This is a genomic window from Staphylococcus pseudintermedius (genome assembly GCF_034042775.1).
GTDB classification, from domain to species: Bacteria; Bacillota; Bacilli; order Staphylococcales; family Staphylococcaceae; genus Staphylococcus; species Staphylococcus pseudintermedius.
In genome coordinates, this window is record NZ_CP120150.1 from 2,458,138 (window position 1) to 2,484,952 (window position 26,815).

The following is a 26,815-nucleotide window of genomic DNA, read 5'->3' on the forward strand; positions in this document are numbered from 1 at the left end:
TAAATATGCGGTTTAAGTCACTCATATAATAACATGACACTTTTAAAGATAACTCCTGTTTAATATTGACATTTATTATGTTTTATATGATACTTAAAAATATTATTATAGATAGTGGGTGCATTAAAATTGGTCACAGTAGGTATATCAGCTAACATTTCATACGATACGGGAGGAATGTTTCCCGGATATGAACGTTGCTACGTCAATCAAGATTATATTCATACCATTGTTAAGCATCATGCCATACCCTTAGTTTTACCGATTCACACTTCACAAGAAATGATTTCACAACAGATTGCACATATAGATGGTTTAATCTTAACTGGTGGTGATGATATTAGCCCATCTCTATACCAACAAGATCCTTATGAGAAGCTTGGCAGAACGCTTTTAACACGTGATTTATTTGACTTTAAGTTGCTTGAAGTTGCTAAGCGTAAAGGTATGCCAATTTTAGGTATTTGTCGTGGTGCACAAATCATTAATGTTTACCATGGAGGAAGCTTATATCAAGATTTATCCTATCGTGAAGCACATACGTTACGCCATCATCAAAAACACATCCCTACTGAAACGACGCATACCATCCATATCGAACCCAATTCTCGACTCGCTGATGCATTTGAAACTTCTCAGATCATGGTTAACTCATTTCATCATCAAACTATTCAAACACTCGCCCCCGAATTTAAGGCCATTGCCCATGCAACTGATGGGGTTATTGAAGCTATTGAAGCTACAAACTATCCTTATTTAATCGGTATTCAATGGCACCCTGAAATGTTTTGGAGAGAAAGTTTGATGGATCGACTGTTTTCAGATTTTATTAAAATATGTGAAAGTAAGTGATATGTATGAAAAAATTAGGCTTCTGGTCTATCGTATTATTATCTATCAATTCAATTATCGGTTCTGGTATCTTTTTAACTCCCGGATCAGTCATTCGAATATCAGGGATCTATACGCCACTGATATATGTCATGGCTGCTATATTTGCTAGTATTTTAGCGCTCACTTTTGCATCTGCTTCAAAATATGTAAATAAAAGTGGCGCTGCCTATTCTTATACAATGGTGGCTTTAGGTCCTCATATCGGATTTTATGTAGGGATTACGCGTTTTATTGCTGGGAGTATTGCATGGGGAGTCATGGCGACAGCTGTCGTTAAAACTGTCATCACTATTTTTGGTGGGGATCATACGGATGCACGTCTTATCACGTTGGGCTTTATTTTGCTAATGGGAATTTTGTTACTCATTAATGTACTCGGCAAACACCTTTTAGTCTGGGTCAGCAACCTCTCCACGATTGGAAAAATAGCTGCTTTACTTACCGTTATCATATCAGGTCTCTATTTAGTTATTCAAACAGGTGATACCCAGTTTAGTCGTATCAGTACACTTGTCGACACTTCTCAAATCGATTCACAAGCATTTGTTATGGCCATCATAGCCGCTTTCTATGCTTTTACAGGATTTGAAAGTATTGCTACGGGCGCACAAGATATGAAATCTCCAGAAAAAAACTTACCCAGAGCCATTCCGCTTGCTATTTTCATGATTGCATTCATTTATATTGGGGTTATTTCCATCACTATGACTATCAATCCAGTGGCGCTCATTCAAACCAAAGAAGTTGTCTCATTGGTGGCCGTATTTGATACACCTGTTATCCATCGTATCATTTTGTATGGAAGCTTAATATCCATGTTTGGTATTAATGTCGCTGCTTCTTTTTCAACGCCAAGAATTATTGAAGCTATCGCCCATGAAGGCCAAATCCCGAAATGGTTTAAAAAACGTACTGTCTATGATTTTCCGCTTCCTGCATTTATGCTGACATTCTTAATCGCTATTGCTATACCTTTGGCTTTTCAATATAACTTGACAAGTATCATTCTTTTAAGTTCAATTTCTAGGTTCATTCAATATTTAATCGTTCCAATCTGTGTTATTTTATTTTACTACGGCAAAACGAGTGCACCTACACTAAATCATATTCGTAAAAATTTCTTTACGGATGTATTGTTACCTATATTTTCTTTTGTATTGACACTCGTTTTACTTATAAAATTCAATTGGAAAGGGCAGTTTCTTATTACAAACGACGCTGTAACATCTTTTAACTATTTGGGTGTTGCCTCATTAGTTTTGAGTTACGTCATTTTCCCAATAATACTTTATCGTTTGACACCTCTAAGTAAAAAAGAGTCGACTCAAATACCACGTAAGATGACCTAAAATGGACGATTGAAAAATATAAGGAGTGGGACGAAAAAACTTCATTAATTATCGCTTTAACGTACCACTCCTTCTCATGCTATACATCACAAGCGCACGTCTCTAACTGTCATTCCGCTTCATCAAGCAGTAGTGACTTATTCGTCATTTAATCGATGCAGATGTTTTTGTTTACTCCATTAAAACTTTTAAAGTGAACGCGATATGTGACGATATTCGGTTACTCAAACCTAATACAATGGATTAAGATGCAGATTTTTTTATATGAGCGGCCATATCTAACGCTTCAATATGCAATAAATTATCCATGATACTCATATAAAATTTCGCTAGTTCTCCACCTGTTCGCTTTAAATCGAAAATATCAATACCAATAAAATCAACATGGTCCCAATTTTTTAAAACAGGTCTGACCTGCCAAATCCCTCTACGGGTCGCTAAAGCATCAGATGAGACCTTAACAAAAGGTTGGTTTAATGGAAATAGTGATGAAATAACTGCAACAACCCCATCATTTTTACGCCACTCTAACCTAGCATCACTGCCAATAATGCGACTCGTTAAATCCATTAACGGAAACACGCCCACATTAGGAACCTCTTTCCCCGAAGCCCCTTTATGCGATGCTTCAGCAGTATAAGTCGTGTATGTAATATTAGGGTTTAGGCTTGTTTTCTGATTTAAAATTGCCGATCCTTCTAATGTTAAATCATAGGCCGCGTTATCTTTCGTTTGCCAAATTGGGCTTTCACTCACACGCTTCATATAATCAAAGTAACTTTCACCAGGTCTTTGCTTAAAGCCCCAATGCCTTAAACCTAAGTCAAAGTCTGAATATTCGCTACCTGCCACCCGACTCAGTGCGTACATGATATGGCGTACAAATTCTTTATTTGCCACTTGATCTGCAGCTTGTGAGCCATTATGAGGGGTCCCGAGTGTCGTTATTGATGAAACCATATCAGTGAGCCCTCCTTTAAAAAGTGGCGAAATTGTACCACCATGTTTTTGGTGATACGCAATTTCATCTTTGCTACCATTCCTTAAAAGTTCTTCCATTAAACGAACCGTCTGTCCTCCCATACTATGCCCAATTAAATGAACTTTTTTACCTGGTCTCCAGTCAGGCATAATTCCTTTATAAATCTTACCAAAGCGTTCGTGACCATATTGAGCTGCATGTGCTGCACCATAATCAACACGACCGCCTTTGATAAAATAATATAAATCCACTGCACGTGCATAATTGCTACTAAATGCACCAACACTTGCTTGGTGTATATCGTAGCCTTTCTTCCTCAACGCTTCAATAACTTTAAATTTATTGCCTCCCCAATAATTCGGATAGAGTGCTGGTGCATTTTCACCTACTAACCCTAAAAATCCATGTACTAACACGATAGGATATTTATTGGTAGATTGCTTTTGCTGAGCTTGAGTGGATGATTTTTCTAACACCTCTTTAGAATTCGCTACACGCGTTTGGGATTGCTGTTCTTGTGTTGTTTCCTTTTGCGTCATTCCCTCTTCTGAAGCGCCTTTTTTAGTTTGATCTTTGTGTTCTGCTATAGCTTGCTCTTTACCTTGATCAGTTTTATCCTTAACGACTGGTTTAAGATTCTGTGATGTCATTTGATCGATTTCATCTGTCTGTGCTTTTTCTACATTTCGGGCCCGCATAGCTTCAGAAGATCGATGGTTCACACGTTTGCTCACTTCAACATCTGATTGGTCTTTTAATGCCACATCACTTTGCTGAGATGTTAAATCCTGGTTTTCTGCAATACGCCCGGCTTTACGGTTGTTTGAATGAGGAGATTCCTCAATCTGACTACCTGATTGCGTCTTCACTTTCTCGCTGTTTGGAACATCACTTAATTTTTCCCCCTTCTCTTGTTGTATGTCAACTAAAGAAGGGACATTTGTATTTTCATTGATATGAGTGGGATCAGACGTGTTAGGATTATCCGATGAAACACCTTGCTCCGGTGTAGTAGGCAATTGCTCTTGAGATGAAGCGTTAGCGAATAGCGATGTTTTAGGATTTTTAGAGTCACCTGAATGAGAATGTTGTCCTTCTTTTTGAGGTAACGACTGTGTATGAGTGTCTTCACTTAGCGACTGATTGCTTACAGTCACTTCTGTTCTCGCTAATTCACTAGATGCTTGAGTAGTATGCTGCTCACTTGCCATAGCGTCATGCCCACCGATTAAGAAGGTCATCGTCGCCAAGACTGAAACCACACCTACTGTATACTTTCTGATACAATAAATACTTTTTTGATTGTATTGATTCATGATATCACCTCTAATAAGATTAACTCCCCTTAATTAAATCCCCCTTAAACAACTGTAATGATAATATATCACATTAGTTATAAATATATATAGTATCATAAAATTATATTTAAAATTTATTGATTTACAGAATATCTGATAAAGGGTTAAAGATTTTAGTCTATATTTTAGGTGCTATGTTTTATTGCTTCCCTTAGTTGTCTCAATCATCAATTGGATTTAACTATCCATTTTTATAGTTGTCAAACATGCGCTTATCTTAATCTTTGCATCATAGGCCATTACGTTTTGATGTGCATGTTACCCCAATTTTTAAGTAGTTTTTAACTTTAATTCTCTGTCTTTCTTCAATACCATTACATATTGTACATAAGCGCAATATCTTCTTTATTGGTTTGAAAATTACAATGATAGCGGTTTTGTGTTTTTTATATCAAAATAAAATGCGGTCAGTAGATGCCCCACCAACCGCAAAAGTATACACTTCATAAAATGAAACAAGCGAAAACCTCGTATTGTTTTCGCTTGATAATTGTTCTATAGATTTTTGTTACACTATACTGTTTTCTGATGATGGTGCATGGCTACTTTCACAGTAGAGTCATTGAATACAATCCATATGCTAACACATCCAGTATGATAACATTATTTTCAACTATTAAGATTGGCGTTGTCGTCTAGAACGTTTGAATAATAATAAACCTGTGCCTGATACAACAAATAACAATGCCCAGAATGGCGATTTTTCAGTTAAACCTGTTTGAGGTAATTGTTCTATTTGCTCTGGATAAACTGTACCCTGCTTACGTTCATGCTCGTTTGCTTCGTTAACCTTTGTGGATACGTCATCTTCTTTATTATTAAAGCTTAAAGAAAATGGCGGCATGTGCCCTGATCCTTGATGTTTTGTCAGTCCTATCAACGCTTTACGTTTTTGGTATGGTATACTCTCTACATGTTGTTCTACATTTTTTGGAAGCAAAGCCCCTTCTGTATTTTGCCCCTTTTCAACTTGAGCAGATTCTGTTGAAGGTGGCGTAACCTCCTCATTAACAGAGGATTTCTCTACATCTTGTACGGCATCATTTTGAGATTCTGTAGTCTGAGATGGCTTCTCAGAATTCTCTGAGGCTTGTTCTGTATTTTCAGCACCTTTATCCTCTGTTTTCTTAGGATATACATGACCCGGTATCTCGGTAACTTCAGGATTAAATGATTTGTCAATTGTCATAGAACGAAGAATTTCATCCGCAAGTGCTGATTTCTCAGTGCTTGAAGTCTGCACAACCTCTGACTCTTCATCTTGCATATCTACTGGGCGTACTTCTGATGTAGTTTCAGCTAACTGTTGTTTTGTATGTGGGTCAACGGCTCTGAATGTCAAACGTTCTCCGTTTAACAATTGTATGTCTGCCGCTTTTAAATCAAATATAAACGCACCTGTCGCATCAGCTTGTAATGTAGGGAAACTACGATATTCCCCTAAATTAGATGCCATCTCTATCCATGCATGTGCATAATTCGTACGTCCTTCAACTTTTGACGTCCCCGGTATCAACACTTTCGACTCGCCATGTACTGCTGCTTGTGTAAGGTCTCCATAGATAGGTTGAACCTCCAAGTCACTTTTAGTATCATCCAATTTGTTGACTACTGGACTGTCATTCTGCTCATACTTTGTTTTAGCTTGTGCCACACGTTCGAAAGGCTCAACGTTCACATTGAATAATGGGCCTACTTCGTCATTAGATTTAAAAGATAAAGTCACTAAATCGCCAGACTTCAATGGGTAAGATTTATTGTAAAGACGGTTCAAGTCAAACTCGAAAAACCCTTGATCATCAATATGGCGCCAAATCCCGTCATAACGACCTTGCCACTCTTGATCAGTGAGTGCTGCTTGTTCTTCTAACGTATCACCTAGGTGCACATGTTCTTGATTGATTGCTAACGCGACTTTACCTTGTACAGATGTATGTCCTTTGATTTTACTTGCCCCTTCTAAAATAGGTTCGATGAATACTTGCTGTTGGCCTTGAATGGGTGTCAAGCGTTCTTCAGGAACTGTATACGCACCTTCATATCTAGGCGTCGTCACAGAAGCTGTCGCTGTTTCTTCGTCTTCCAATTGACCTAACGCCTCTAGGGCCTCTTCGCTCTCAAGTGCTGATTCATCAAAATCTTCAAAATTAAATGGCGTCATCGCTTCAACATCAACTTTTTGATTGTAAACAATTTGACGCCCTTTCAAATCATATACAAATTTACCTGTATCATCCGATAATACCTCTTCATAGCCATCATCTACAGACACAATATCTTTATTGTCGATCTTTACAGAAATCGCTTTGTTTGGCTGTGTATAGCCTGAAAGCTGTGCATCGCCTGGTTGTACTTTATCTAGTTGAATAGATCCTTCTTGTTGCGCTACAGGTAATTCTGCTTCACTCTCTTTTTCATTCACAGAAGCAACTTGCGCCTCCCCTTTTACTTCAGTCTGCTCGTTCTCCGACGCCTCTGCATTCCCACTTGCCATCACAAAAGTCAACGCCACACCTGTCGATACTAAACCTACTTTAAGCTTTCTTAGTTTATAATTTGTTCTTAACATTGTTATCCTCGCTCTTCTACTTATTCATTCTTTATATACTTTAATATATTAATGAAATAAATGTTATTAACTGATTATTAACTATTAATTAAAAGTACGGCATCTAACGTTCAGGGGTTTTAGTTTTTTCGCTTGTTTATTTGTACATATTAATAATATAGATGCCTCCTAAAGTGAACCTCACACACCCTCTTCCAACTCACTCATTTTATACAAATAGGGGTACTCACAAAGGATTGGCATTATTATGGCATCGTTATCGCACAATCACAGTTTACTATTCTGCTCATTATGATGACACATTTCGTTAGTAAGCTTTTTTATGACGAACATCATATAGGAAAACGTATTATTTATAAACATATCAAAAGGTGCCGTATCTTAAATGCCAAGTTATACACATTATTTTCAATATATTTCTTGTACTATACTTTATTATTTATTTCATCTCATATCTATCATTGTTGTTTTCATTCTCAACGTATATAAACTCATATGCCCATCATCATTAAACCTAATCATAATCATCTAGAAATTTTGACTTTAACATGTCAGAGTCTCTAGATGTCTTTTTGTCTACAGCTATAAAAATATTGTGTTAAAATAAACCGTTTTTATTTCCTCCCCCAATAGACATCTTGATTGCATTGCTCATCACTTGTTTTAGAATATGACGTCAATTCCTCAGTCATCTCTTATATGTATTATGGTTTGATCCCCAACGTCTTATTAACTCAATTTTTACTTTTCTGTGTTAAATATATAGTTTTATATCAAATTTTGTTTACATAAACTTAATTCACCTTCATAATAAAAAGAAATCGGTGAAGGATGTGAGAAATTATGTTATATCTCATTTTTACAATGTTATTATTCTTTGTTTGGCTCTACAATGTTTATCTGTTTCTTAAAGTGATTTTCACATTAATTAGGAAACGACCCGTAAAGCCTACCTTAAAAAAATATGGAATGAGTTTCATCCCTCTTATCATTCTATTTGTTATAGTTGGGGGAATGACGGACACTGATAAAAACAAAAGTGCAAAACATACGAGTCAAACCCACCAGGAAGAAAAAGATAAAAAACAAAAGAATGAAGAAAAAGATAAAGATAGAGATAAAAAAGGCAAAAAAGATGATGGATCAAATTCAACATCAAGCGAAAAAGAATCACAATCTGAACATCAGTCGAATCACGAAAACAAGCAAAGTACGTCAGATAACTTAATTGCCGCTCTATTCGTTAAACATATTGATGGTGATACCTCAAAATTCAATATTGATGGCAAAATTAAAACCGTGCGTTATTTATTGATAGATACGCCCGAAACAAAACATCCGCGTTTAGGTGTTCAACCTTTTGGTAAAGAAGCCTCCAATCGAACAAAATCACTGTTGAGTAGCGCAACAAAAATTGAAATTGAATATGATGTTGGTCCTAAAACAGATAAGTATGGTAGAGACTTAGCCTATGTATTTGTTGACGGCAAATTAGTCAATGAAATCTTAGTCAGAGAAGGATTAGCAAAAGTCGCTTATGTTTACCCACCTAACACTAAATATTTAGAGCGTTTGCAAGCAGCTGAAGCCTTAGCAAAACAAGAAAGATTAGGCATATGGTCTGAGCAAACTGATACTGTTGCACAAGATACCGCTTCAGTTAACACAGCTTACACAGCGCCTCAACAATCGACGCCAAATCAAAATGTTGCACCTCAGCAAACATGGTTTAAAAACTGTACTGAGCTTAATAAAGTTTATCCTGGTGGGGTCCCACTCGGTCATCCAGCCTATCAACGTCGCTTAGATAGAAATCACGATGGGCATGCTTGTGAAACCCACTAATATTTAGCAAGTGCGCACATATGAATTTCCAAAATGTATAAATAACAGGCTAGAAGCTGTCCCACAACAGTTATTCTAGCCTGCTTTTTCTGGTTAGTGTCATCGATGTGTTGCACGAATGTATATGAATTGATAAAGATTGTCGTCCCATCATTAACAAATGGATATTTCTCCCTATTCCTCCACGCTTTCAACAGTTGATTTCATACCTACAAATATGAGAAAACATTTTGATTAACATACACATCCCTCATTTTGCAAAATCAAATTATTCAATTAATCAAAAACAATAGACCATTGTCAGGACAACCTCATCTCGAATTACAAAAAAATAATTTTTCTTATTAATCGTTTCTTAATATCATGGTATAATTAGTGAAGAAAATCACAAAAAGAAAGGTTGTCAATGATGAAACTTCAAAAAGCGCCTTTAGCAACATCAGGATTGATTTTAGGTTTGTTGGGACTAGGGAATCTCTTGAAAGACATTTCTCTTATTTTAAACGCCATTTGTGGCATCTTAGCTATTTTAATTTGGCTTCACTTGTTATACAGTATGTTTCATAACTTTAATCATGTTAAAGATCAATTGAATAACCCTCTGGTCGCATCTGTGTTCACCACATTTTTCATGTCAGGATTTTTAGTCACTACTTATTTAAATACGTTTTTTAGCAATGTCACTGTCATCAATCAGTTCATTATCCCTTTATGGGTTGTGTGCCTTATTGGAATGCTACTACATATGACTATTTTTTCAATGAAGTATTTAAAACGTTTTACTCTCGAGAATGTTTATCCATCATGGACTGTCCTTTATATTGGTATTGCAATTGCTGGATTGACTGCACCAGTGAGCGGCTATTATATCATTGGTAAAGCTAGCGTTATCTATGGTTTTCTAGCCACTTGTATTGTTTTGCCTATTGTATTTAAGCGGTTAAAAGCATATCCATTGCAACGATCTATCAAACCCAATACTTCTACCATTTGTGCACCGTTTTCTTTAGTGGCAGCGGCCTATGTGCTTACCTTTCCTAATGCGAATAGTTACATCATCATTATTTTTTTAGTATTGTCTCAATTTTTTTATTTTTATATCGTTTTACAGTTACCACAATTATTAAAAGCACCTTTTTCACCAGTGTTTTCAGCTTTTACATTTCCGTTAGTCATCTCAGCAACTGCTTTAAAAAACAGTATGTCAGTATTGGCATTTCCTGAAATCTGGGAATGGCTGTTACTTTTTGAAATGTTATTAGCTACCTTAATTGTGTTTAGGGTGCTTTTCGGTTACATGCATTTCTTTTTAAAACAAGCCTAAAAATAGGGCACTTGGGAAGCATATGTTTATAGTATCAACGTATTCAACGCCAAATAAAAAAGGCTAGAAAGTGCATTATAGCAACGTTTCTAACTCTTTTATTATGCTTATATATTATTCCCACTCAATGAAAGGGTAAGTTTTCATTAATTTGTAATAGCCTATAAAGATTGATATATCAGTGTTTTGATATGTGAGTACTTCCTGTCAATTTACATTACTTACTAAATAACGTATTCAAATAAGTATTCACTGCCTGCATGCGTGAGGTTATAATCTGTTACTTTCACCAAGAAATGTATTTTAAAGATAAATTAATACATACACAAAAACTCAGCCCTACATCTTACGACGCAGGGCCTACAAACATATAGTTTATTTCCTTAATAACAATAATAGAGTAAAGATTAGTAATTAGCAAGTGCTTCACTAAAAAAATTATATACTGACTTAAAGCGTTCGTCGTATATATGTTTATTCTTTCGAGCATACTCCATGAAGGCATTGAGTTCATCAATTCTACGTGCTCTCATATTTTTGTTCACAACTATTTTATCGTAAACATAAAGCATTGCTAAAATATCATGAATATTGTAATTACTAAGCCTTTTATCTAAAGTTTGTTTACGAATACCTAAACTTTTCGCATATTGTGTTATTAACACGCTTTTATTATTGCCATTAATTTGGTTTTTCAAAACAATATTATTTAATATAGGGGTATTATGTGCAGCTTTATTTCTGATGTTTTTTACAAATCGCACCGTTTTGCTCAATTCTTTAAACTCATCAATTTTATACGTATTATAATAAAATTCAATGAACCAACACAAGTTGCCAAACTGTATATGCTCAATTAAAAACCATATAGGCGTGTTTTGTTCATACTTATCATAATCTAACTTTCTATATGTATCATAACTCAAATATTCCATCATTTTTTTATATGGATTTTTTATTTTTGACGTCTGTCTCACATAGCCAAAAAAGCGTTGTACAGCCTTATAGCCATCTTCGTTTTCTAAATATGTAATTGACCTCATAATATTTAACTTGATAGAGTGCTCAATGTCCAAACAAAATTTTATTATAATATAACGCAATCTCATATCTAAACTTGCTAAATCCACTAAATTTTTAAAATCCACTTCTTGATATCTTTCAACTAACTGACTTTGATGTCTTACTATTTGTTTTGGGTAGTTATCAACATAACTATTGAGCTTGTAATAATAATTTTTAAATTCTAATATTCTCATGGCTTCTATTTCATTAATATAGATAAATTTTACACCTTTAAACTTCATATAAATTATAAGAGATTTGAATGATAACGACATTGTACAACCTTACCTTTTTTAGGATATTACACATATTATACATTAAAAACTACAAGATAGTGCTAGGTAATTTTAATGTTTTTATCCACTTTCTTATTTCCACTATTGGCATCACGTTCTTTAACCTTCAAATCGTAAAGTCATATTTTATGTTATCTTTTGCTAGGGTTTTACTTGTGAATATATCGCATATCTTAACAATCACGACAAGACACTTTTGTCTACTTGTCCAAGTGTGGTAGGTAACTCACAGACCCCGCACAAAATGACGGGCGTCAGATGAATACCCGGATAGAACGACGCATACGCTTCTTTTTAGAAATTCCCCTTTATTCATATCCACATTGCTATGATAGCCATATGGTTGGTGTAGTAGCCTACACATGACGTTGTGATTTACGACTTCCCCACCTTGTCAAAACCTTAGTGAAAACTACTACGCTGAGCTTTTCCCATTATGTTGAGAATTGGTGGCTTAGAATACACTATTTTGAAGCGGGGTTATCTATCCAAGAAGTACAAGACAGATTAGGACACGGCGACATCAAAACCAATATGGATATTTATGCTCACGTCACTGAAAAACAACGTGACCAAGTGGCTGAAAAGTTCGCAAATGATATCAATTTTTAGCATTAACGTATTCAACGCCAAATAAAAAAGGCTAGAAAGTGCATTATAGCAACGTTTCTAACTCTTTTATTATGCTTATATATTATTCCCACTCGATGAAATGAGTGTTTTTCGTTAGTTTATATTATCTTATAACAATTGATGTTGCAGTGTTTTTATAACTTAATACTTCTCATCAATTAACATCACTTCATAATTAACGTATTCAATTACGTATTCACTGCCTGCAACGTGTGGGAGAATTTTATAAGTGGTTAGTCACAAGATACTTAATTTTACCCATTCACTGATTTCTAAAACATAAATAAAGAGCCATATTAAATTACGACTTCGATATCAGTAAATATAACCCAGCATGAGTTGTGTTTATTTCAAAGGACAAAACACCCATCTTAAATTATGGGTGTTCATTCATTTCTTTTTGTTATTAGATGAAAACAAGAATGCTCCAAAAAACAGTAAAGGGAAAATAACAAACAAGCGAGCATCAAATGTATTCTCCCCAATAATAACAGGTAAAGATATATAAATAATAAAAGTTATTACTAAAAACGCCAAATAGATTTTTTTATTAGTGCTCATCACAAGTACACCTACAATACAATAGCAATGAATGCTCTAGCTACAATATAAGCAAATTGTTTATTGAAACCAAAATTATTAGTTAATCCTGTAGCTATACCATCAGCTAAATTACCTTCAAACCCCGTTAAAATGTCACAAAACTTATTAATACTTTGATAATGGAACATGACTAACTTTGTACCAGTAGTATTTTCTATTTTAGCAACTAATTTATTCCAAGCTTTCTCTCCAATTTTATTAACAGTAGCTCTTATAGCTTTAGCTCCAGCTTTCGCCGTTACAGTAGCTTTACCTCTCTCTGCTACCCCATTTTTATAATCTCTAACTTGTCCTTTTAATTTTTCAGCCACACTCGGTTCTTTAAAGTCTTGTTTACTATTATCTATTTCTTCTAATAAAGCATTTCCAATTTTTTCTCTTTGTTTCATTTCCTCATCAACTGCTTTAACAGTTTCAGCATTAGCTTTACCTGATTCTACCGTAAAATAAACAGGCCCAATCAAAAGAGAGGTCGCAATACTAGCAGTGGCAATTTTTCTTAAGTTTTTGTACATTGTAAAAACCCCTTTATTCAGAATTTAAACAACCCCTTAATAAACATCCCTATATTTAACGTATCATATCATAGTTTTCTTTCAACTGTATTATTGATATCTAAACACTAATTCTTAATTACATAGTCCGCTTTAGCAAATTCACATCATATTTAACACAAAAACCTTTATTAAAAACCACCCTAAATAATAAGGGTGTTCACATACTAAAAATAATTCTATTAATATATCAAAAACCTTTTCTTTTGATCTGCCTAGTAAGAAATACAACAATTAATATTCCATGTATAATCGTTAATCCTTTGAAAAAAGGCGAACTAAATGAAATGAAAAAAGCTGTCAGTATGATTTCAAGTAAAAACACAAAAGTTATTATAGCTAATAACGTTTGTTGCGATTTAGGCATGTTATGATCTTTTCCGCTCATAATAAACCTCCTTAACTGGATAAGTTTCATTAGATAATATACTATCATTTGAATTAACAAAGTCCAAACTTGGACTCTGCTAATCACTGTTGTTAATAACGCCAGCAAGCTCTTCCAATTCTTTTTTTCTCTAGTTCTTTCTTGAGTATCCCCGAATAAATTTTTAACATTTAACACTGTATTCAATTTTCCATAAAAAACCGCCACCTAATAAAAGGCAGTGGTTCTGCATTAATCATCTACTGAATATCATCAACAAATTCTGGTGTCACAAGACTCACATCTAATTTATCTGTAAATAAGCTATGATACTTCGCTAACATTTCACGCGCTTTGTTACGATCACTTATTTTAGCTGGTACATCATCGTTTCTACATGCTCGTTATAAATTACGTTCATTCTATTTGTATCTGGGTTACGGACATACTCACCACGTTTAACGACAACTTCTCTCGTTTCAGTTTCTTCTCCTATTGCAGTTCTACTCATTAAATACATTGGTTTAAATGTCAGAATTACCTACACATTACGGCAAGATTATTAAGGCTTTAAGAAAATACTTCAATATAACCCAAAGTAAGTTGAGCAAAAAAAACCGGCTTTAGTCAGAACACTATATCAAATCATGAGAATGGAAAAAGAAATATAGGTGTTAATGAAATTGAAACCTATAGCAAAGCATTGGGTGTACCTAGTTATGTTGTACATAGAATTTCAGACGAGATTAAAGGAAAAGGTTACAGTCCAACTTTAAACGATTTCTCTATATCCGATAAAATGTATAGCTATGTCAAAAAGCCTACTATAACGAAAGTGATATATACTTTTCGTCCTACGATTTATATGATGAAACAATAAAAATATTAGAATTATTAAATGAGGCAAAAATTGATATTAACGAAATAAGTTATGAATACGTACTAGATTTGTATAAACAAATTTTGTCAAATTCATTTAACAAGTCAAAAACAAATTATGAAACTTTAGCCAAAAAACGAAAATTAAATGACAACCTAAGTAAGGTGACAATTGAAGAAATAGCTGAATTTCACGAAAAATATATTGCTTTAATGTTTGAAAACTTGGAGACTCATGATAATAGAAAAAAGCGTTAGAAGAAATTGAATAACTAAAAGAAGAGGCTTTAAATATAGGAGAAAAATTACGCCTAGTTCACGCCTAGTTCCTAACTATCATTATGATGCAATTGATGGTGAGCCAATGTATAAAATATACTTATATAAATATCAAGATAGATTAGAAGAACACAGAAAATTCATTCTTGGACAAGAAAATAATTAATCATCACGCCAAACGGTAACCATTCCGTAGTAGGCGTGTCAATCCAATCTCACGCATGCGGGCATGATGAAAGGATTGATCTACATGATTAAGAAATACAAAAAGAAAGACGGTACAACAGCCTATATGTTCGTGGCTTATTTAGGTACCGACCCTATTACGGGTAAACAGAAGCGGACAACGAGACGGGGCTTCAAGACTGAAGGAGAGGCAAAGATTGCTGAGGCAAGACTTCAAACAGAGGTGAGTCAAAACGGCTTTTTAAACAACGATATAACAACCGTTTGAAGAAGTTTATAAACTATGGCTTGAACAGTACGAAAATACTGTAAGAGAAAGCACATATCAACGTGTTTTAACTTTATTTGATACAGCTATATTAGAACATTTTAATGATATACCTATTAAGAAAATAACCGTGCCATACTGCCAAAAAGTTATTAATAAATGGAACAAAAAGTACTCTGATATTAAAGCTATACGAATATACACATCTAATGTGTTTAAATATGCCGTAAGCCTTAAGATAATCGCTGATAATCCATTTACACATACAAAAGCACCTAGAAAAAAAGAAACGCAACAAGACGCGTCTATGAAGTATTATTCAAGTGATGAATTGAAACAGTTTTTAACTTTTGTTGAAGATGACCCATTATATTATGCTATTTTTCGAACATTAGCTTTTACTGGCTTTAGACGTGGGGAATTAATGGCTTTAACATGGAACGATATTGACTTTACTAAACAAACCATATCTATTAATAAAACTTGCGCAAGAGGTGCAAATTATAAACTGGTAATACAAGAGCCTAAAACTAAATCATCCCATAGAACAATAAGTATTGATGATAAAACTGCAAATGTATTGAAATCATGGCGCACTCATCAAAGAGTGGAGTCCCTTAAATATGGTCACAATACCTCTGACAAACATCAATATGTTTTTACTACTGTACGTGATAATAAACCACTATATCCCGAGCATTGCAATAAAGCATTAGACTTAATGTGTGATAAGCATCATTTCAAACGTATTAAAGTACATGATTTTAGACATACTCATTGTTCACTTTTATTTGAAGCGGGGTTATCTATCCAAGAAGTACAAGATAGATTAGGACACGGCGACATCAAAACCAATATGGATATTTATGCTCACGTCACTGAAAAACAGCGTGACCAAGTGGCTGAAAAGTTCGCAAATGATATCAATTTTTAGCATTAACGTATTCAACGCCAAATAAAAAAGGCTAGAAACCGCATCACAACGGTATTTCTAGCCTGTTAATTGTATTATATCATTATTCCCACTCTGTTTTCAACGTAAAGTGTATAAAACAGAATGCGATACTATCAAGGGAGTTAAAACAATATACAGAACAGTAAAACACTATAAATAAAAATAAAAGTGCAATAAAAGTGCAATTTTTGCACCTAATCATACTCTGTTTATATATGAAAACTAGATTCTGAATCCAATATTTGGTTAACGAGAGGCGTTCGAATTTGAACGTCTTTTATATATTACTTTCAAATAAATATGAGGTAGAATACTATCTATTTTCTTTTTAACCCAATTGTTATAATGGAGAGTGTAAAATATTTTGTGTAAATAGAAAAAAGGAAGTCCCTTCTGTAGAATAGAGTTACCACAACACATTCACAGAAGAGAGGACTTCCCTATGAACGATTTTACTACAGAAATTCTAAAGACTCTAGCGAACAAAGGCGATTTGAATGAATTATTCCGTGTCCATTTGGAGAAAGCAGTCAATACGCTTCTCAAAACGGAGTTAACGGCTTTCCTAGATTACGAAAAGTATGATCGCATTGGTTTTAACACGGGTAATTCTCGTAACGGCTCCTATGACCGTACGGTCAAGACCGAGTATGGGGAACTTCATCTCCAGATTCCGCGCGACCGCAATGGTGAGTTCAAGCAACAGACTGTTCCTGCTTATAGACGGACGAATGACACGTTAGAGGAGACCGTCATTCACCTCTTCCGAAAAGGTATTACCATGTCGGAAATCGCAGACTTGATTGAGAAAATGTATGGGCATTACTACACGCCCCAAACCATGTCCAATATAACAAAATCATTTACAGAAGAGGTAACGGCGTTTAATGGGCGGGAGCTTCATGACCGTTATGCTGCTATTTATATGGACGCAACGTATATTCCGTTAAAGCGGAAAACCGTCGCCAAGGAAGCTATTCATATCGCAGTTGGCATTCGCCCGGACGGATCAAAGGAAGTATTGAGCTATGCGATTGCACCGACTGAATCCATCACGATTTGGGAGGAAATTTTATTGGACCTTCAAGAGCGCGGTTTGAAAAATGTCCTCCTGTTCATCACGGATGGCTTAAAGGGGATGGTAGGAGCGATTAGTCGGTTCTATCCCAAAGCTCGTTTTCAACATTGTTGTGTACACGTTTCCCGTAATATCAGTCATAAAGTGCGTGTCGATGATCGTAAGGAAGTCTGTGATGATTTTAAAATGGTGTATCAAGCCTCATCTAAAGAGGTGGCGTTGGAAGCACGTGGTACTTTTGCGGAAAAATGGAAAACCAGCTATCCAAAAGTGGTTGAATCGATTCTTTCGAACGATCACTTGCTCACTTTCTATGATTTCCCCTTGGCCATACGCAAGAGTATTTATTCTACGAACTTGATTGAATCCTTTAATAAACAAATCAAGAAATACAGCCACCGCAAGGAACAGTTCCAAAATGAAGAGTCGATGGAACGTTTCTTAGTCTCGTCTTTTGATACTTACAACCAAAAATTCCTAGGTCGCAGTCATAAAGGTTTCCAACAGGCCGAAGGCGAGCTCGAACAAATGCTAAGCCAACTGATTGAGAATTAGAAACAATCTGCAGTAGGGAAGAATCATTTACACAAAATTATTGACGCTCCCTTATAATGAGAACTTTTACTAACATAATTTATGATAAACTTACTATATAATCATATTAATTAAATAGTTAGGAGATCTGCTTATGTTTATATCTACTCTTCAAATTCGAAATTTTAGAAATTATGAATCCGAAATCTTTCGATTCGATAATGAGACAAATACTATTATAGGTGAGAATGATTCAGGGAAAACCAATGCTCTTACTGCATTGAGAATCTTATTAGATGATAGTTATTACTATAGTAGTAAAACACTAAAAGAATCAGATTTTTTTCATGGAATTCAAAATGGGTGGCAAGGGCATTGGATTATTATCTCTGCGACATTTGAAGGAATCAGCGAAGAAGAATTTGACAATGAGATTTGTGCTTCCATTTCTTTAAATTCTGAAAGTCAAACAATCTTAGAAGAATTGATTTCAAATGCAGATAAAGGTGTAGGTAGTATTTCTCTATTTATTAGACCTAACAAAGCTATTAGAAAGCAATTATTTGATATTTCCACTGAATTAGACTCTCATCAATTTAACGAATTTAGAAATTCTATTCGTCTATCCGACTATGAATTTTACTACACATCTAAATCAAATCTAAATTTCTGTATCAATGAAAATTATGATAAATTGGTAGGAAGACTCAATGACAATATAGCTAGTAATCCTGAAGAAGACGATGAAGCTCTGTTGGGCTCAAGAATTGACATGTCAGATATTTTCAAGCATATTTCGGTTGTTTATGTTGACGCTCTTCGAGATGTTCTTAGAGAAATGAAAAACAATCGAAACCCAGTCAAAAGAATCATGGAAACAATTGAATCAAAAATATCATCAGATAATGTTGAGTCATTAAAAACAATTATACAGCAATTAAATGAGACTATTACCAGTGTTCCTGAAATTAGGAAAATTGGCGAAAATATTAATCGGCAACTAAATAGCATAATTGGTTCAGTGTATTCTCCTAATCTTCTTCTTTCCTCAACTATGTCAGATGATATGGGTTCTTTAGCAAAATTTCTTTCAATGAAGCCAGAACAAAATATCGACTTAGACTTACTAGGGTTAGGACATCTAAATATGATTTATTTAGCTTTGAAAATAGTCGAATTTGAAGCGTGTCGTTCAAGAGAACTACTTAATATTATGTTGATTGAAGAACCAGAAGCTCATATTCATCATCATATTCAAAAAACTCTGTTCGAAGGATTAAATCTTCAAAAAAACTATACTCAGATTCTCATGACCACACATTCTGTACATTTAGCTGAAGTGTCTGAAATATCTCGGATGAATGTATTAAAATCGTTTAATGGCAAATCTATCGTTATGAATCCAGCAAATAATCTGAACTCATTTGCTAAAGAAAAGTTAAAAAAGAACAATCTAAATCTAATAAACGCAGTAGAGAGATATTTAGATGTTAAAAGAAATGGATTGCTTTTTTCTAAAGGTGTTATCTTAGTTGAAGGAGATGCTGAAGAAATACTTATTCCTCAAATAGTAAAAAAATTATTTGGTATAAACTTAGACGAACTTGGAATAGGTTTGATTAATGTTGGTAGTACTTCGTTTGAATATATCGCTAGCTTGTTTGACGATGATAGAATACAGAGAAAGTGTGCTATTGTAACTGATTTAGATGAACAGGCAATCCCATCAGAACATCGATTGTATAAAAGCACTGCACAAGAGAAAGGTCAAGCAAGAAAAGAAAAATTATCCTCCCTTTTTAATGAAAACAATTGGGTTAATTGTTTTTATGCTAATACAACATTTGAAATTGAGTTTTTAGATGTGAATAAAGAAAATATTCTAACTTATGTCAGTCCAATTATAGATGACGCATTCAAAGATAAAAAAACAATAACTGCTTATAAAGAAGAAATACAAAGTGAACAATATTTAGAAAGAAATTTAGCGATGTTAAAACTAGCCAATCATGTTGGTAAGGGGTGGTTTGCAATTGAGTTAGGTGAAAAAATTGACTTTTTAATCAAAATTCCTAAGTATATTCTTAATGCTATTGCTTTTGCATGTCAGGAAATAGTAGATCTCTCAATTTATAAAAAAATTCTACTCCATACAATCGACTTGTACGAGGAAACTACAGAATTGTCAGCTTTATCAGCTAGTTTAAAAACAAGTGATACAGCTGATTTGAATATAGCAATAATTTCTTTATTAGAGTACTTTGGTAAAGATGAGGATGTTGTGTATCTAATCAATCAGATAGAAAATTACACAAAAATACTTTATGCTGAGGTTTCAAAATGACAAATATCTTCGAAAAAATCGTAAATGATTTAAATTTAGAACAAAAAGATGTTGTGGAAAGTGAAGATAACCTTTATGTAAATGCATGTCCTGGGAGTGGGAAAACAAGGGTACTTACAAGGAAAATTGCTTACCAAGCAATTAAACACGATGGATCACTAAAAAGAATAATTGCTATCACATACACTAATAGAGCTGCTGAAGAAATTAAGGAACGCCTAAGTTTACTTAGTATAGATGATGATATTAATATTTGGGTGGGGACAATACATCAGTTTTGTCTTGAATTTATTATTTATCCTTTTAAAATGAATCTCTCAAGAGTATCAAAAGGATTTACAATTATTGATGATTATACTCAAAGAGCTTACGTCAGCCAAATTAATAATATGCTGAATTTAAATCTCAAAACGTATGAACTGAACAAAATTGATTTGTCACTTTCTCATGATTTTAAAATTAATGAAGTTCAGTATACTCAAGTTTCTGAAATGTATCACACTATGTTGGAAAAAAATAAAGAAATTGATTTTGATATGATTTTACTAGTAGCGTATAAAATTTTAACTGTAAACAGTAACGTTGCACGTAATATTGCTAGTAATATAAGGGCGATTTATGTGGATGAATTTCAAGATACTAGAGAATTACAATACAATGTAATAGCTAAATTACTTCAAAACAACCCTCAAATTCAGTCAATGTTTGTTGGAGATATTGACCAAGCAATTTATGGATCATTAGATGGTATAGCTAAATCAGTTGAAGAACTAGAAATGCTAACTAGTCACACTTTTCAATCAAAGACGCTACATGGCTGTTACAGGTCTAATCAGAGATTAGTAGACTTCTACTCTAATTTTCAGAGTTGTCCTTACGAGATTGAAAGCAGAGGGAATAATAAAAACGACCGTGGTTTTATAAGTTATGATTGCAAAGTTACTAAGGAGGATTTACCCAACATAATAAAAAATATAATAAAGGAAAAGATTGAAAGCGGCATTCATGAAAAAGATATTTGTGTACTTGCTCCTCAACACTATCCTCTGTTTTCACTGGGTGAGTATTTAAAGAAAGAATTACCGTATTGCAATTTTGATGCTATAAATATATCACCAATTAAGGTAAATAATCATAGTTTATTTTTCAAGTTAGCAATTTTGTACTTTACTGAATCAGGTGAAAAGGTTCGAAGAAGAAAGCTAATTGCAAACGATATTTTAATTATATTAAAAAATGAATTTGGAATAGAAGTTAAAGATTATTTTATTGACTTAGATTTATTACAGCTAATAAACAGTGTGAAAAGAATGTATAGTGGAGACGACAACGGTGTTGATTTATACAAATTTGTTACCAAACATATATTTGTTAATCTTAATATTGACGAGAAAAATTACCCGTCTATTTTTAAGCACTATCTATTTTTTATTAACGAAGTAGAAGATCGGATAAAAAATAATTCATTATCTAGTAGTGTATCTAGTTTTAAGAAGATGTTTAAATCTCGAGATGGTATCACACTTACTACAGCACATAAAGTTAAAGGAAATGAGTATGATACTGTTATCGCTATTAATCTTCTAAACGGGAAAATTCCTCATTGGAATGAAATTTTTAATGTTTCTGATAAAGGAATTAGTTCAGCGAGAAAACTACTATACGTAATTTGTTCAAGAGCAAAAAATAATTTATTTCTTTTCTCAGAGGTGGGTTATTTTACGAGTAAAGGAGACTTGCTTTATCCCACTCAATTATTAGATAAAATAGAATTTGATTATAATATTTAAAATACCTAGGTAGTCGTTGTTTTAAATATAGTAGGAATCGGACGCTCAGTACGGAGCGTCTATTTTTTTACCCAATTTTGAAAGGAAGTGAACTTATGAAAATAAAAAATCAAGAATCAAAAGGTCGCTCTCCCCCCTTTAAAACCATCACACAAATAAGATTCATTCAAACATAAAAACAGAAAGGATAGGTAAAAATATGGAACTTAAATATGTCATTCCCAATATGGAAAAAACATTTGGACAATTAGAATATGCTGGTGAAGGGAACATTGAACAACGTCGAATAAATGGCAGACCAACCATTCTCTCTCGTAGTTACAATTTATACTCAACGATTCAACGAGCAGATGATATTGTTGTCATTCTTCCCTCCGAAGCTGGCGAGAAACATTTTGAATCCGACGAAAAAGTCAAACTCATCAACCCACATATTACCGCAGAAGGTTATAAAATTGGCAATCGAGGATTTACCAATTACATTATGCACGCAGACGACATGGTGAAAGCATAAGAAAGGAAAGGTGAAAAAATATGAGATTAGCAGAAGGTATTGTGATTGAAAAAGACCAGACATTTGGCACATTGAAATTTTCCGCCTTGCGTCGTGAGGTTCGTATCCAGAATGAAGATGGTACGGTTTCCGAAGAAATTAAAGAACGTACCTATGACTTAAAATCAAAAGGACAAGGACGCATGATACAAGTCAGTATCCCCGCTTCTGTTCCTTTGAAAGAATTTGACTACAACGCAGAAGTGGAATTAATCAATCCTGTGGCAGATACCGTAGCGACGGCTACTTTTCGAGGGGCAGACGTTGATTGGTACGTGAAAGCAGACGATCTTGTATTAAAAGGACAGACAAAACCTCATCAGAAATATAAAAAAGAAGCGTCCGAAAGTGAAAAATAGGTGTTGCTTATGACAAACACACCATTGATTTTGAAAGAAATTCCGAAGGATGAAGCCATTTCTTTTATTCGGCAATACCATTATTCAAAGATACTCCCTAGATTGTGTAAATACTTTCTAGGGATTTTTTCAGAAGAAAAATTATTAGGCGTTGTGGAATTAGGCTGGGGTACGCAACCCCTACAAACCATACGCAAACTCTTTCCCGACAGTTCCCTTCAAACCACAGATTATTTAGAAATTGGAAAGATGTGTTTTCTTCCAGAAATGAATCAAACCAATTATTTTGGCAGTCAAGCTCTTTCAGCTCTAATTAAGTGGTTGAAAGAACATACGGACTGTCATTTTTTATATACACTGGCAGATGGAATTGAGGGAAAATGTGGCTATGTCTATCAAGCGTCCAACTTCTTTTACTGCGGGTATTTCAAGACAAGTGTCTATCGTGATAAGCAGTCATGGGAAAAGATACACCCTCGAAGTGCTCGCCTTTTATTAGAGGAAAATGCTCGCTTTGAACAGGTAGAGAAAAAGCATTGGCTTTCCCAGGCATTTTGCGAATACAAAGGGATTGAGAAAATCAATGGACGCATGTTTCGCTATCTCTATCCGTTGACAAAAGAAGCGAAAAAACTGTTAGGACACACTCTCTATCGACGTCATTATTATCCGAAAGAAAAAAATTTACGCTTTGAAAAGCGAATCGCTTATCAGAAATATGAAGCCATTTCTCAACCAACTTTTGATAAACAGGCTCGTATCTACAATACACAATTATTTTGATAGGTGGAAAGGAGGATTTTTATGCCATTGCTTCATGACAGAGGAGAGCGAATCAAAGCCAACGATAAGCACTTGGTCTATCATTTTGTACTAATTTCATTGCTGGTAGTTTTTCTAGTCGTCCTACTCCCTTTTCATTGGAGAGCGTTACAATCGGTGAACTGGCAAGCAGTTCAGTTAGATACATTTTTCTATCAACTTCATACGCCATACTTTTGGAGCAGTATTCTCACTGCTCTTTTTGTATGCGGACTTATCAGCTGGCTTTATTATCACTATCGTATAGATTCTATAAAACAGTTAGAGCACCGTCAAAAGTTAGCTCGTATGATTTTAGAAAATCATTGGTATGAAGCCGAAGAAACTCAATCAGAGGGATTCTTTAAAGATTTACCCAGCAAGAAAACCAAACAACGAATCCGCCATTTTCCTAAAATATATTATCGAATGAAAGATGGACTAATCCATATTCATGTAGAAATCACCTTAGGGAAATATCAAGATCAGCTTTTGCACCTAGAAAACAAACTAGAAACAGGATTGTATTGTGAATTAGTGGAAAAAACGTTGAAAGATTCTTATGTAGAGTATGTCCTACTTTATGATACTATTGGCAATCGAATTGGCATTGAAGACGTGGTAGCTCAAGATGGACGTGTCAAATTGATGGAATCGGTCTATTGGGAGTTCGATTCTCTCCCTCACATGTTAATTGCTGGGGGCACTGGTAGTGGAAAATCCTATTTTATTCTCACATTGATTGAATCTCTCCTGCATACAAATGCAAAGCTTTATATTCTTGACCCTAAAAATGCTGATTTGGCAGACTTAGGGGCGGTCATGAATAATGTCTATTACCGTAAAGAAGATATGTTGGCATGTATCAATCAATTTTACGAAGATATGATTGATCGCAGTGAAACCATGAAACAACACCCTAACTATAAAACAGGAGAAAATTATGCTTATCTTGGTTTGTCTGCCAATTTTCTTATTTTTGATGAATATGTGGCAATGATGGATATGCTAGGTCGTGAAAGTACCACCGTTATTCATAAACTCAAACAAATTGTAATGTTAGGACGACAAGCAGGCTTCTTTTTAATTCTTGCCTGTCAACGTCCAGACGCAAAATATTTTAGTGATGGGATTCGGGACAACTTTAACTTCCGTGTGGCTTTGGGTCGTATGTCTGAAATGGGCTTTGGTATGATGTTCGGAAGCGATACACAAAAACAATTTTTCTTAAAACCCATCAAGGGAAGAGGTTACGTGGATACAGGAAAAAGTGTGATTAGTGAGTTTTATACACCCCTTGTACCAAAAAGGTACGATTTCTTAGGAGAAATAGGAAAAGTCATTCAAAAAAAGCAATCTGAGCCTGTACCGCACGAAGTGAAAGGTACAGGTTCAGACTTGCTTTGATTGGTGTGGCGTTAGCCACGCCAATCCTTTAGCCCCCTCTATCTAACAGGGGGGCACAAATACAACTGAAAACAGGCAATTCTCATCAACCAATGTTGATGGTACAAAGGATTGCGGAAAATATGAAAGGTGTAAACTCAAGGGTCATAGTTTACATCTTTTTTAGATTGGAGGTTTGCGAATGGAAAACGAAAAAATTTGGATTAAGGAATTGAAAGAAAAGCGACTGGCTTATGGCGTTTCTCAAAATAAACTGGCGGTTGCTTCTCATATTACCAGACCTTACCTATCGGATATTGAAACAGGCAAGGCAGTCCCTACTCAACAGGTGAAAGAAGATTTACTGAACGCTTTGGAACGCTTCAATCCCGATAACCCATTGGAGATGTTATTCGACTATGTACGGATTCGATTCCCTACCAATGATGTGGCTCAAATTATCGGTGAGGTTTTACGTTTGAATATGGATTATATGCTACACGAAGACTTTGGCTATTATTCTTATCCCGAACACTATCGTTTCGGTGATATTGTTGTCCTAGTCTCTCATGATGTAAGTAAAGGTGTTTTATTAGAACTGAAAGGAAAAGGCTGTCGGCAATTTGAAAACTTTCTATTGGCTCAACATCGGAGCTGGTATGATTTCTTTCAAGATTGCATGGAACATAAAGGTATTTTCAAACGCTTGGATTTAGCTATCAACGATAAAACAGGGATTTTGAATATTCCAGATTTGGCAAAGAAATGTAAACAGGAAGAATGCATTTCCGTCTTTCGAAGCTTTAAAAATTATCGCAGTGGTGAATTGGTTCACCGTGATGAAAAACCATACATGGGAAACACACTTTATATTGGCTCATTAAAAAGTGAAGTCTATTTCTGTATATATGAGAAAGATTATGAGCAATACGTGAAAAATGATGTTCCCTTAGAAGACGCAGAAGTAAAGAATCGGTTTGAAATTCGGTTAAAAAATGACCGAGCCACCCAAGCCATGAAAGATTTATTGGCACATCAACAGGCGGAAAAAACAGCCTTTGAAATTATCAATCGCTATATCCGCTTTGCAGATAAAGACGACACTAAACGTCGGAGTGATTGGAAAACTAATGAACGTTGGGAATGGTTTATCGGTAAAAATCGTGGAGCATTACGCCTAACCACACAGCCAGAGCCTTATTCTTTTGAACGAACATTGAACTGGTTACATCATCAAGTCGCCCCTACATTAAAAATCGCAAGCATTTTAGATGTTCTCAACGGTACAACCATTATCTCCACCATGATTCAGGAAGCCAAACTGACAGAAAAACATGAGAAATTAATTGAACAACAACATCTAGCCATGGAGGATTTGATTACATGAGCCTTTTAACAAAAGAATTAAAGAAGTTAGGGTTTCAGTGTGGCATTGAGTTTCAAGCGTATATACAAAATACAGGGAAATATACGTCTCTCATTATTGAGGGAAAACGGCAAGCTGGTGATACCATCTATACCTATGATTTTTACAAGGTGAGATTTTATAATAATTATACCAATC

The 26,815-nt window shown here is 34.6% G+C and carries 18 protein-coding genes and 3 pseudogenes; 15 read left to right on the top strand and 6 right to left on the bottom strand.

Features of this window, described 5'->3' with window-relative positions; all coding sequences use genetic code 11:
- Nucleotides 1-177 precede the first annotated feature (177 nt).
- Both P3U61_RS11655 and P3U61_RS11660 read left to right on the top strand, forming a co-directional pair.
- Nucleotides 178-852, top strand: coding sequence for a gamma-glutamyl-gamma-aminobutyrate hydrolase family protein (locus P3U61_RS11655; protein WP_230314554.1), 675 nt, complete (start codon nucleotides 178-180; stop codon nucleotides 850-852).
- 5 nt (nucleotides 853-857) lie between these two features.
- Entirely contained in the window at nucleotides 858-2,243 is a 1,386-nt protein-coding gene (locus tag P3U61_RS11660) for an APC family permease (RefSeq protein ID WP_014614886.1), read from the top strand.
- A gap of 243 nt (nucleotides 2,244-2,486) precedes the next feature.
- Here the strand turns inward: P3U61_RS11660 and lip are convergent, their stop codons facing one another.
- Both lip and spsN read right to left on the bottom strand, forming a co-directional pair.
- Nucleotides 2,487-4,541, bottom strand: a complete 2,055-nt coding sequence (gene lip, locus P3U61_RS11665) for a YSIRK-targeted triacylglycerol lipase (RefSeq protein WP_199570133.1) — start codon at nucleotides 4,539-4,541, stop codon at nucleotides 2,487-2,489.
- Between the two features lie 658 nt (nucleotides 4,542-5,199).
- Entirely contained in the window at nucleotides 5,200-7,152 is a 1,953-nt protein-coding gene (gene spsN / locus P3U61_RS11670) for an LPXTG-anchored surface protein SpsN (protein ID WP_063279061.1), read from the bottom strand.
- 843 nt (nucleotides 7,153-7,995) lie between these two features.
- On the opposite strand from spsN, the gene P3U61_RS11675 reads away from it, so the two are divergent.
- Nucleotides 7,996-8,997: a thermonuclease family protein gene (locus P3U61_RS11675; RefSeq protein ID WP_233506563.1), complete on the top strand. Its 1,002-nt coding sequence runs from the start codon at nucleotides 7,996-7,998 to the stop codon at nucleotides 8,995-8,997.
- Between the two features lie 409 nt (nucleotides 8,998-9,406).
- Nucleotides 9,407-10,321 (top strand): TDT family transporter, encoded by a 915-nt coding sequence (locus tag P3U61_RS11680; protein WP_014614890.1) that lies wholly within the window; start codon nucleotides 9,407-9,409, stop codon nucleotides 10,319-10,321.
- A 407-nt stretch (nucleotides 10,322-10,728) separates the two neighbouring features.
- On the opposite strand, the gene P3U61_RS11685 is transcribed toward P3U61_RS11680, so the two are convergent.
- The gene (locus P3U61_RS11685) at nucleotides 10,729-11,580 is read right to left on the bottom strand and encodes an Abi family protein (RefSeq protein ID WP_159461111.1); all 852 of its coding nucleotides are present in this window, start codon (nucleotides 11,578-11,580) and stop codon (nucleotides 10,729-10,731) included.
- A 570-nt stretch (nucleotides 11,581-12,150) separates the two neighbouring features.
- Between P3U61_RS11685 and P3U61_RS11690 the strand changes: the two are divergent.
- Nucleotides 12,151-12,294: pseudogene (locus tag P3U61_RS11690) on the top strand (site-specific integrase); the annotation flags it as partial.
- 593 nt (nucleotides 12,295-12,887) lie between these two features.
- Here P3U61_RS11690 and P3U61_RS11695 read toward each other — a convergent pair.
- The 3 genes and pseudogenes from P3U61_RS11695 to P3U61_RS12340 all read right to left on the bottom strand — a co-directional run.
- Complete coding sequence (locus tag P3U61_RS11695; RefSeq protein ID WP_063279064.1) at nucleotides 12,888-13,433, bottom strand: hypothetical protein; 546 nt, start codon at nucleotides 13,431-13,433, stop codon at nucleotides 12,888-12,890.
- Between the two features lie 229 nt (nucleotides 13,434-13,662).
- Complete coding sequence (locus P3U61_RS11700; RefSeq protein WP_063279069.1) at nucleotides 13,663-13,860, bottom strand: hypothetical protein; 198 nt, start codon at nucleotides 13,858-13,860, stop codon at nucleotides 13,663-13,665.
- A gap of 239 nt (nucleotides 13,861-14,099) precedes the next feature.
- A pseudogene (locus tag P3U61_RS12340) lies at nucleotides 14,100-14,341 on the bottom strand (terminase small subunit); the annotation flags it as partial.
- A 135-nt stretch (nucleotides 14,342-14,476) separates the two neighbouring features.
- Between P3U61_RS12340 and P3U61_RS11710 the strand changes: the two are divergent.
- The 10 genes and pseudogenes from P3U61_RS11710 (at nucleotide 14,477) to mobT (ending at nucleotide 26,638) form a co-directional block, all read left to right on the top strand.
- Entirely contained in the window at nucleotides 14,477-14,719 is a 243-nt protein-coding gene (locus P3U61_RS11710) for a hypothetical protein (RefSeq protein WP_233535993.1), read from the top strand.
- Between the two features lie 528 nt (nucleotides 14,720-15,247).
- Nucleotides 15,248-16,385 (top strand): annotated as a pseudogene (locus tag P3U61_RS11715) (site-specific integrase).
- A 463-nt stretch (nucleotides 16,386-16,848) separates the two neighbouring features.
- The gene (locus tag P3U61_RS11720; protein ID WP_000997694.1) at nucleotides 16,849-18,039 is read left to right on the top strand and encodes an IS256-like element ISLgar5 family transposase; all 1,191 of its coding nucleotides are present in this window, start codon (nucleotides 16,849-16,851) and stop codon (nucleotides 18,037-18,039) included.
- A gap of 133 nt (nucleotides 18,040-18,172) precedes the next feature.
- Nucleotides 18,173-20,362 carry an ATP-dependent nuclease gene (locus P3U61_RS11725; RefSeq protein WP_000470931.1) on the top strand — a complete coding sequence of 730 codons (2,190 nt, stop codon included), beginning with the start codon at nucleotides 18,173-18,175 and terminating at the stop codon, nucleotides 20,360-20,362.
- Complete coding sequence (locus P3U61_RS11730; RefSeq protein WP_000181735.1) at nucleotides 20,359-22,152, top strand: ATP-dependent helicase; 1,794 nt, start codon at nucleotides 20,359-20,361, stop codon at nucleotides 22,150-22,152. Before P3U61_RS11725 ends, P3U61_RS11730 begins: the two co-directional genes overlap by 4 nt.
- 199 nt (nucleotides 22,153-22,351) lie before the next feature.
- On the top strand, nucleotides 22,352-22,666 hold the full coding sequence (locus P3U61_RS11735) for a YdcP family protein (RefSeq protein ID WP_000421279.1): 315 nt from the start codon (nucleotides 22,352-22,354) through the stop codon (nucleotides 22,664-22,666).
- Nucleotides 22,667-22,686: 20 nt separating this feature from the next.
- A complete protein-coding gene (locus P3U61_RS11740) occupies nucleotides 22,687-23,064 on the top strand; it encodes a YdcP family protein (protein ID WP_001234191.1) in 378 nt (125 codons plus the stop codon).
- Between the two features lie 9 nt (nucleotides 23,065-23,073).
- Nucleotides 23,074-23,847, top strand: coding sequence for a Mom family adenine methylcarbamoylation protein (locus P3U61_RS11745; RefSeq protein WP_000185761.1), 774 nt, complete (start codon nucleotides 23,074-23,076; stop codon nucleotides 23,845-23,847).
- A gap of 21 nt (nucleotides 23,848-23,868) precedes the next feature.
- Entirely contained in the window at nucleotides 23,869-25,272 is a 1,404-nt protein-coding gene (locus tag P3U61_RS11750; protein WP_001130244.1) for an FtsK/SpoIIIE domain-containing protein, read from the top strand.
- Between the two features lie 181 nt (nucleotides 25,273-25,453).
- On the top strand, nucleotides 25,454-26,638 hold the full coding sequence (mobT, locus tag P3U61_RS11755; RefSeq protein WP_000426689.1) for a MobT family relaxase: 1,185 nt from the start codon (nucleotides 25,454-25,456) through the stop codon (nucleotides 26,636-26,638).
- Nucleotides 26,639-26,815: the final 177 nt, after the last annotated feature.

Coding starts and splice junctions, on each gene's coding strand:
- P3U61_RS11655 (WP_230314554.1), top strand. CDS start 178: ATGTTTCCCGGATATGAACGTTGCTACGTCAATCAAGATTATATTCAT.
- P3U61_RS11660 (WP_014614886.1), top strand. CDS start 858: ATGAAAAAATTAGGCTTCTGGTCTATCGTATTATTATCTATCAATTCA.
- lip (WP_199570133.1), bottom strand. CDS start 4,541: ATGAATCAATACAATCAAAAAAGTATTTATTGTATCAGAAAGTATACA.
- spsN (WP_063279061.1), bottom strand. CDS start 7,152: ATGTTAAGAACAAATTATAAACTAAGAAAGCTTAAAGTAGGTTTAGTA.
- P3U61_RS11675 (WP_233506563.1), top strand. CDS start 7,996: ATGTTATATCTCATTTTTACAATGTTATTATTCTTTGTTTGGCTCTAC.
- P3U61_RS11680 (WP_014614890.1), top strand. CDS start 9,407: ATGAAACTTCAAAAAGCGCCTTTAGCAACATCAGGATTGATTTTAGGT.
- P3U61_RS11685 (WP_159461111.1), bottom strand. CDS start 11,580: ATGAGAATATTAGAATTTAAAAATTATTATTACAAGCTCAATAGTTAT.
- P3U61_RS11695 (WP_063279064.1), bottom strand. CDS start 13,433: ATGTACAAAAACTTAAGAAAAATTGCCACTGCTAGTATTGCGACCTCT.
- P3U61_RS11700 (WP_063279069.1), bottom strand. CDS start 13,860: ATGAGCGGAAAAGATCATAACATGCCTAAATCGCAACAAACGTTATTA.
- P3U61_RS11720 (WP_000997694.1), top strand. CDS start 16,849: ATGAACGATTTTACTACAGAAATTCTAAAGACTCTAGCGAACAAAGGC.
- P3U61_RS11725 (WP_000470931.1), top strand. CDS start 18,173: ATGTTTATATCTACTCTTCAAATTCGAAATTTTAGAAATTATGAATCC.
- P3U61_RS11730 (WP_000181735.1), top strand. CDS start 20,359: ATGACAAATATCTTCGAAAAAATCGTAAATGATTTAAATTTAGAACAA.
- P3U61_RS11735 (WP_000421279.1), top strand. CDS start 22,352: ATGGAACTTAAATATGTCATTCCCAATATGGAAAAAACATTTGGACAA.
- P3U61_RS11740 (WP_001234191.1), top strand. CDS start 22,687: ATGAGATTAGCAGAAGGTATTGTGATTGAAAAAGACCAGACATTTGGC.
- P3U61_RS11745 (WP_000185761.1), top strand. CDS start 23,074: ATGACAAACACACCATTGATTTTGAAAGAAATTCCGAAGGATGAAGCC.
- P3U61_RS11750 (WP_001130244.1), top strand. CDS start 23,869: ATGCCATTGCTTCATGACAGAGGAGAGCGAATCAAAGCCAACGATAAG.
- mobT (WP_000426689.1), top strand. CDS start 25,454: ATGGAAAACGAAAAAATTTGGATTAAGGAATTGAAAGAAAAGCGACTG.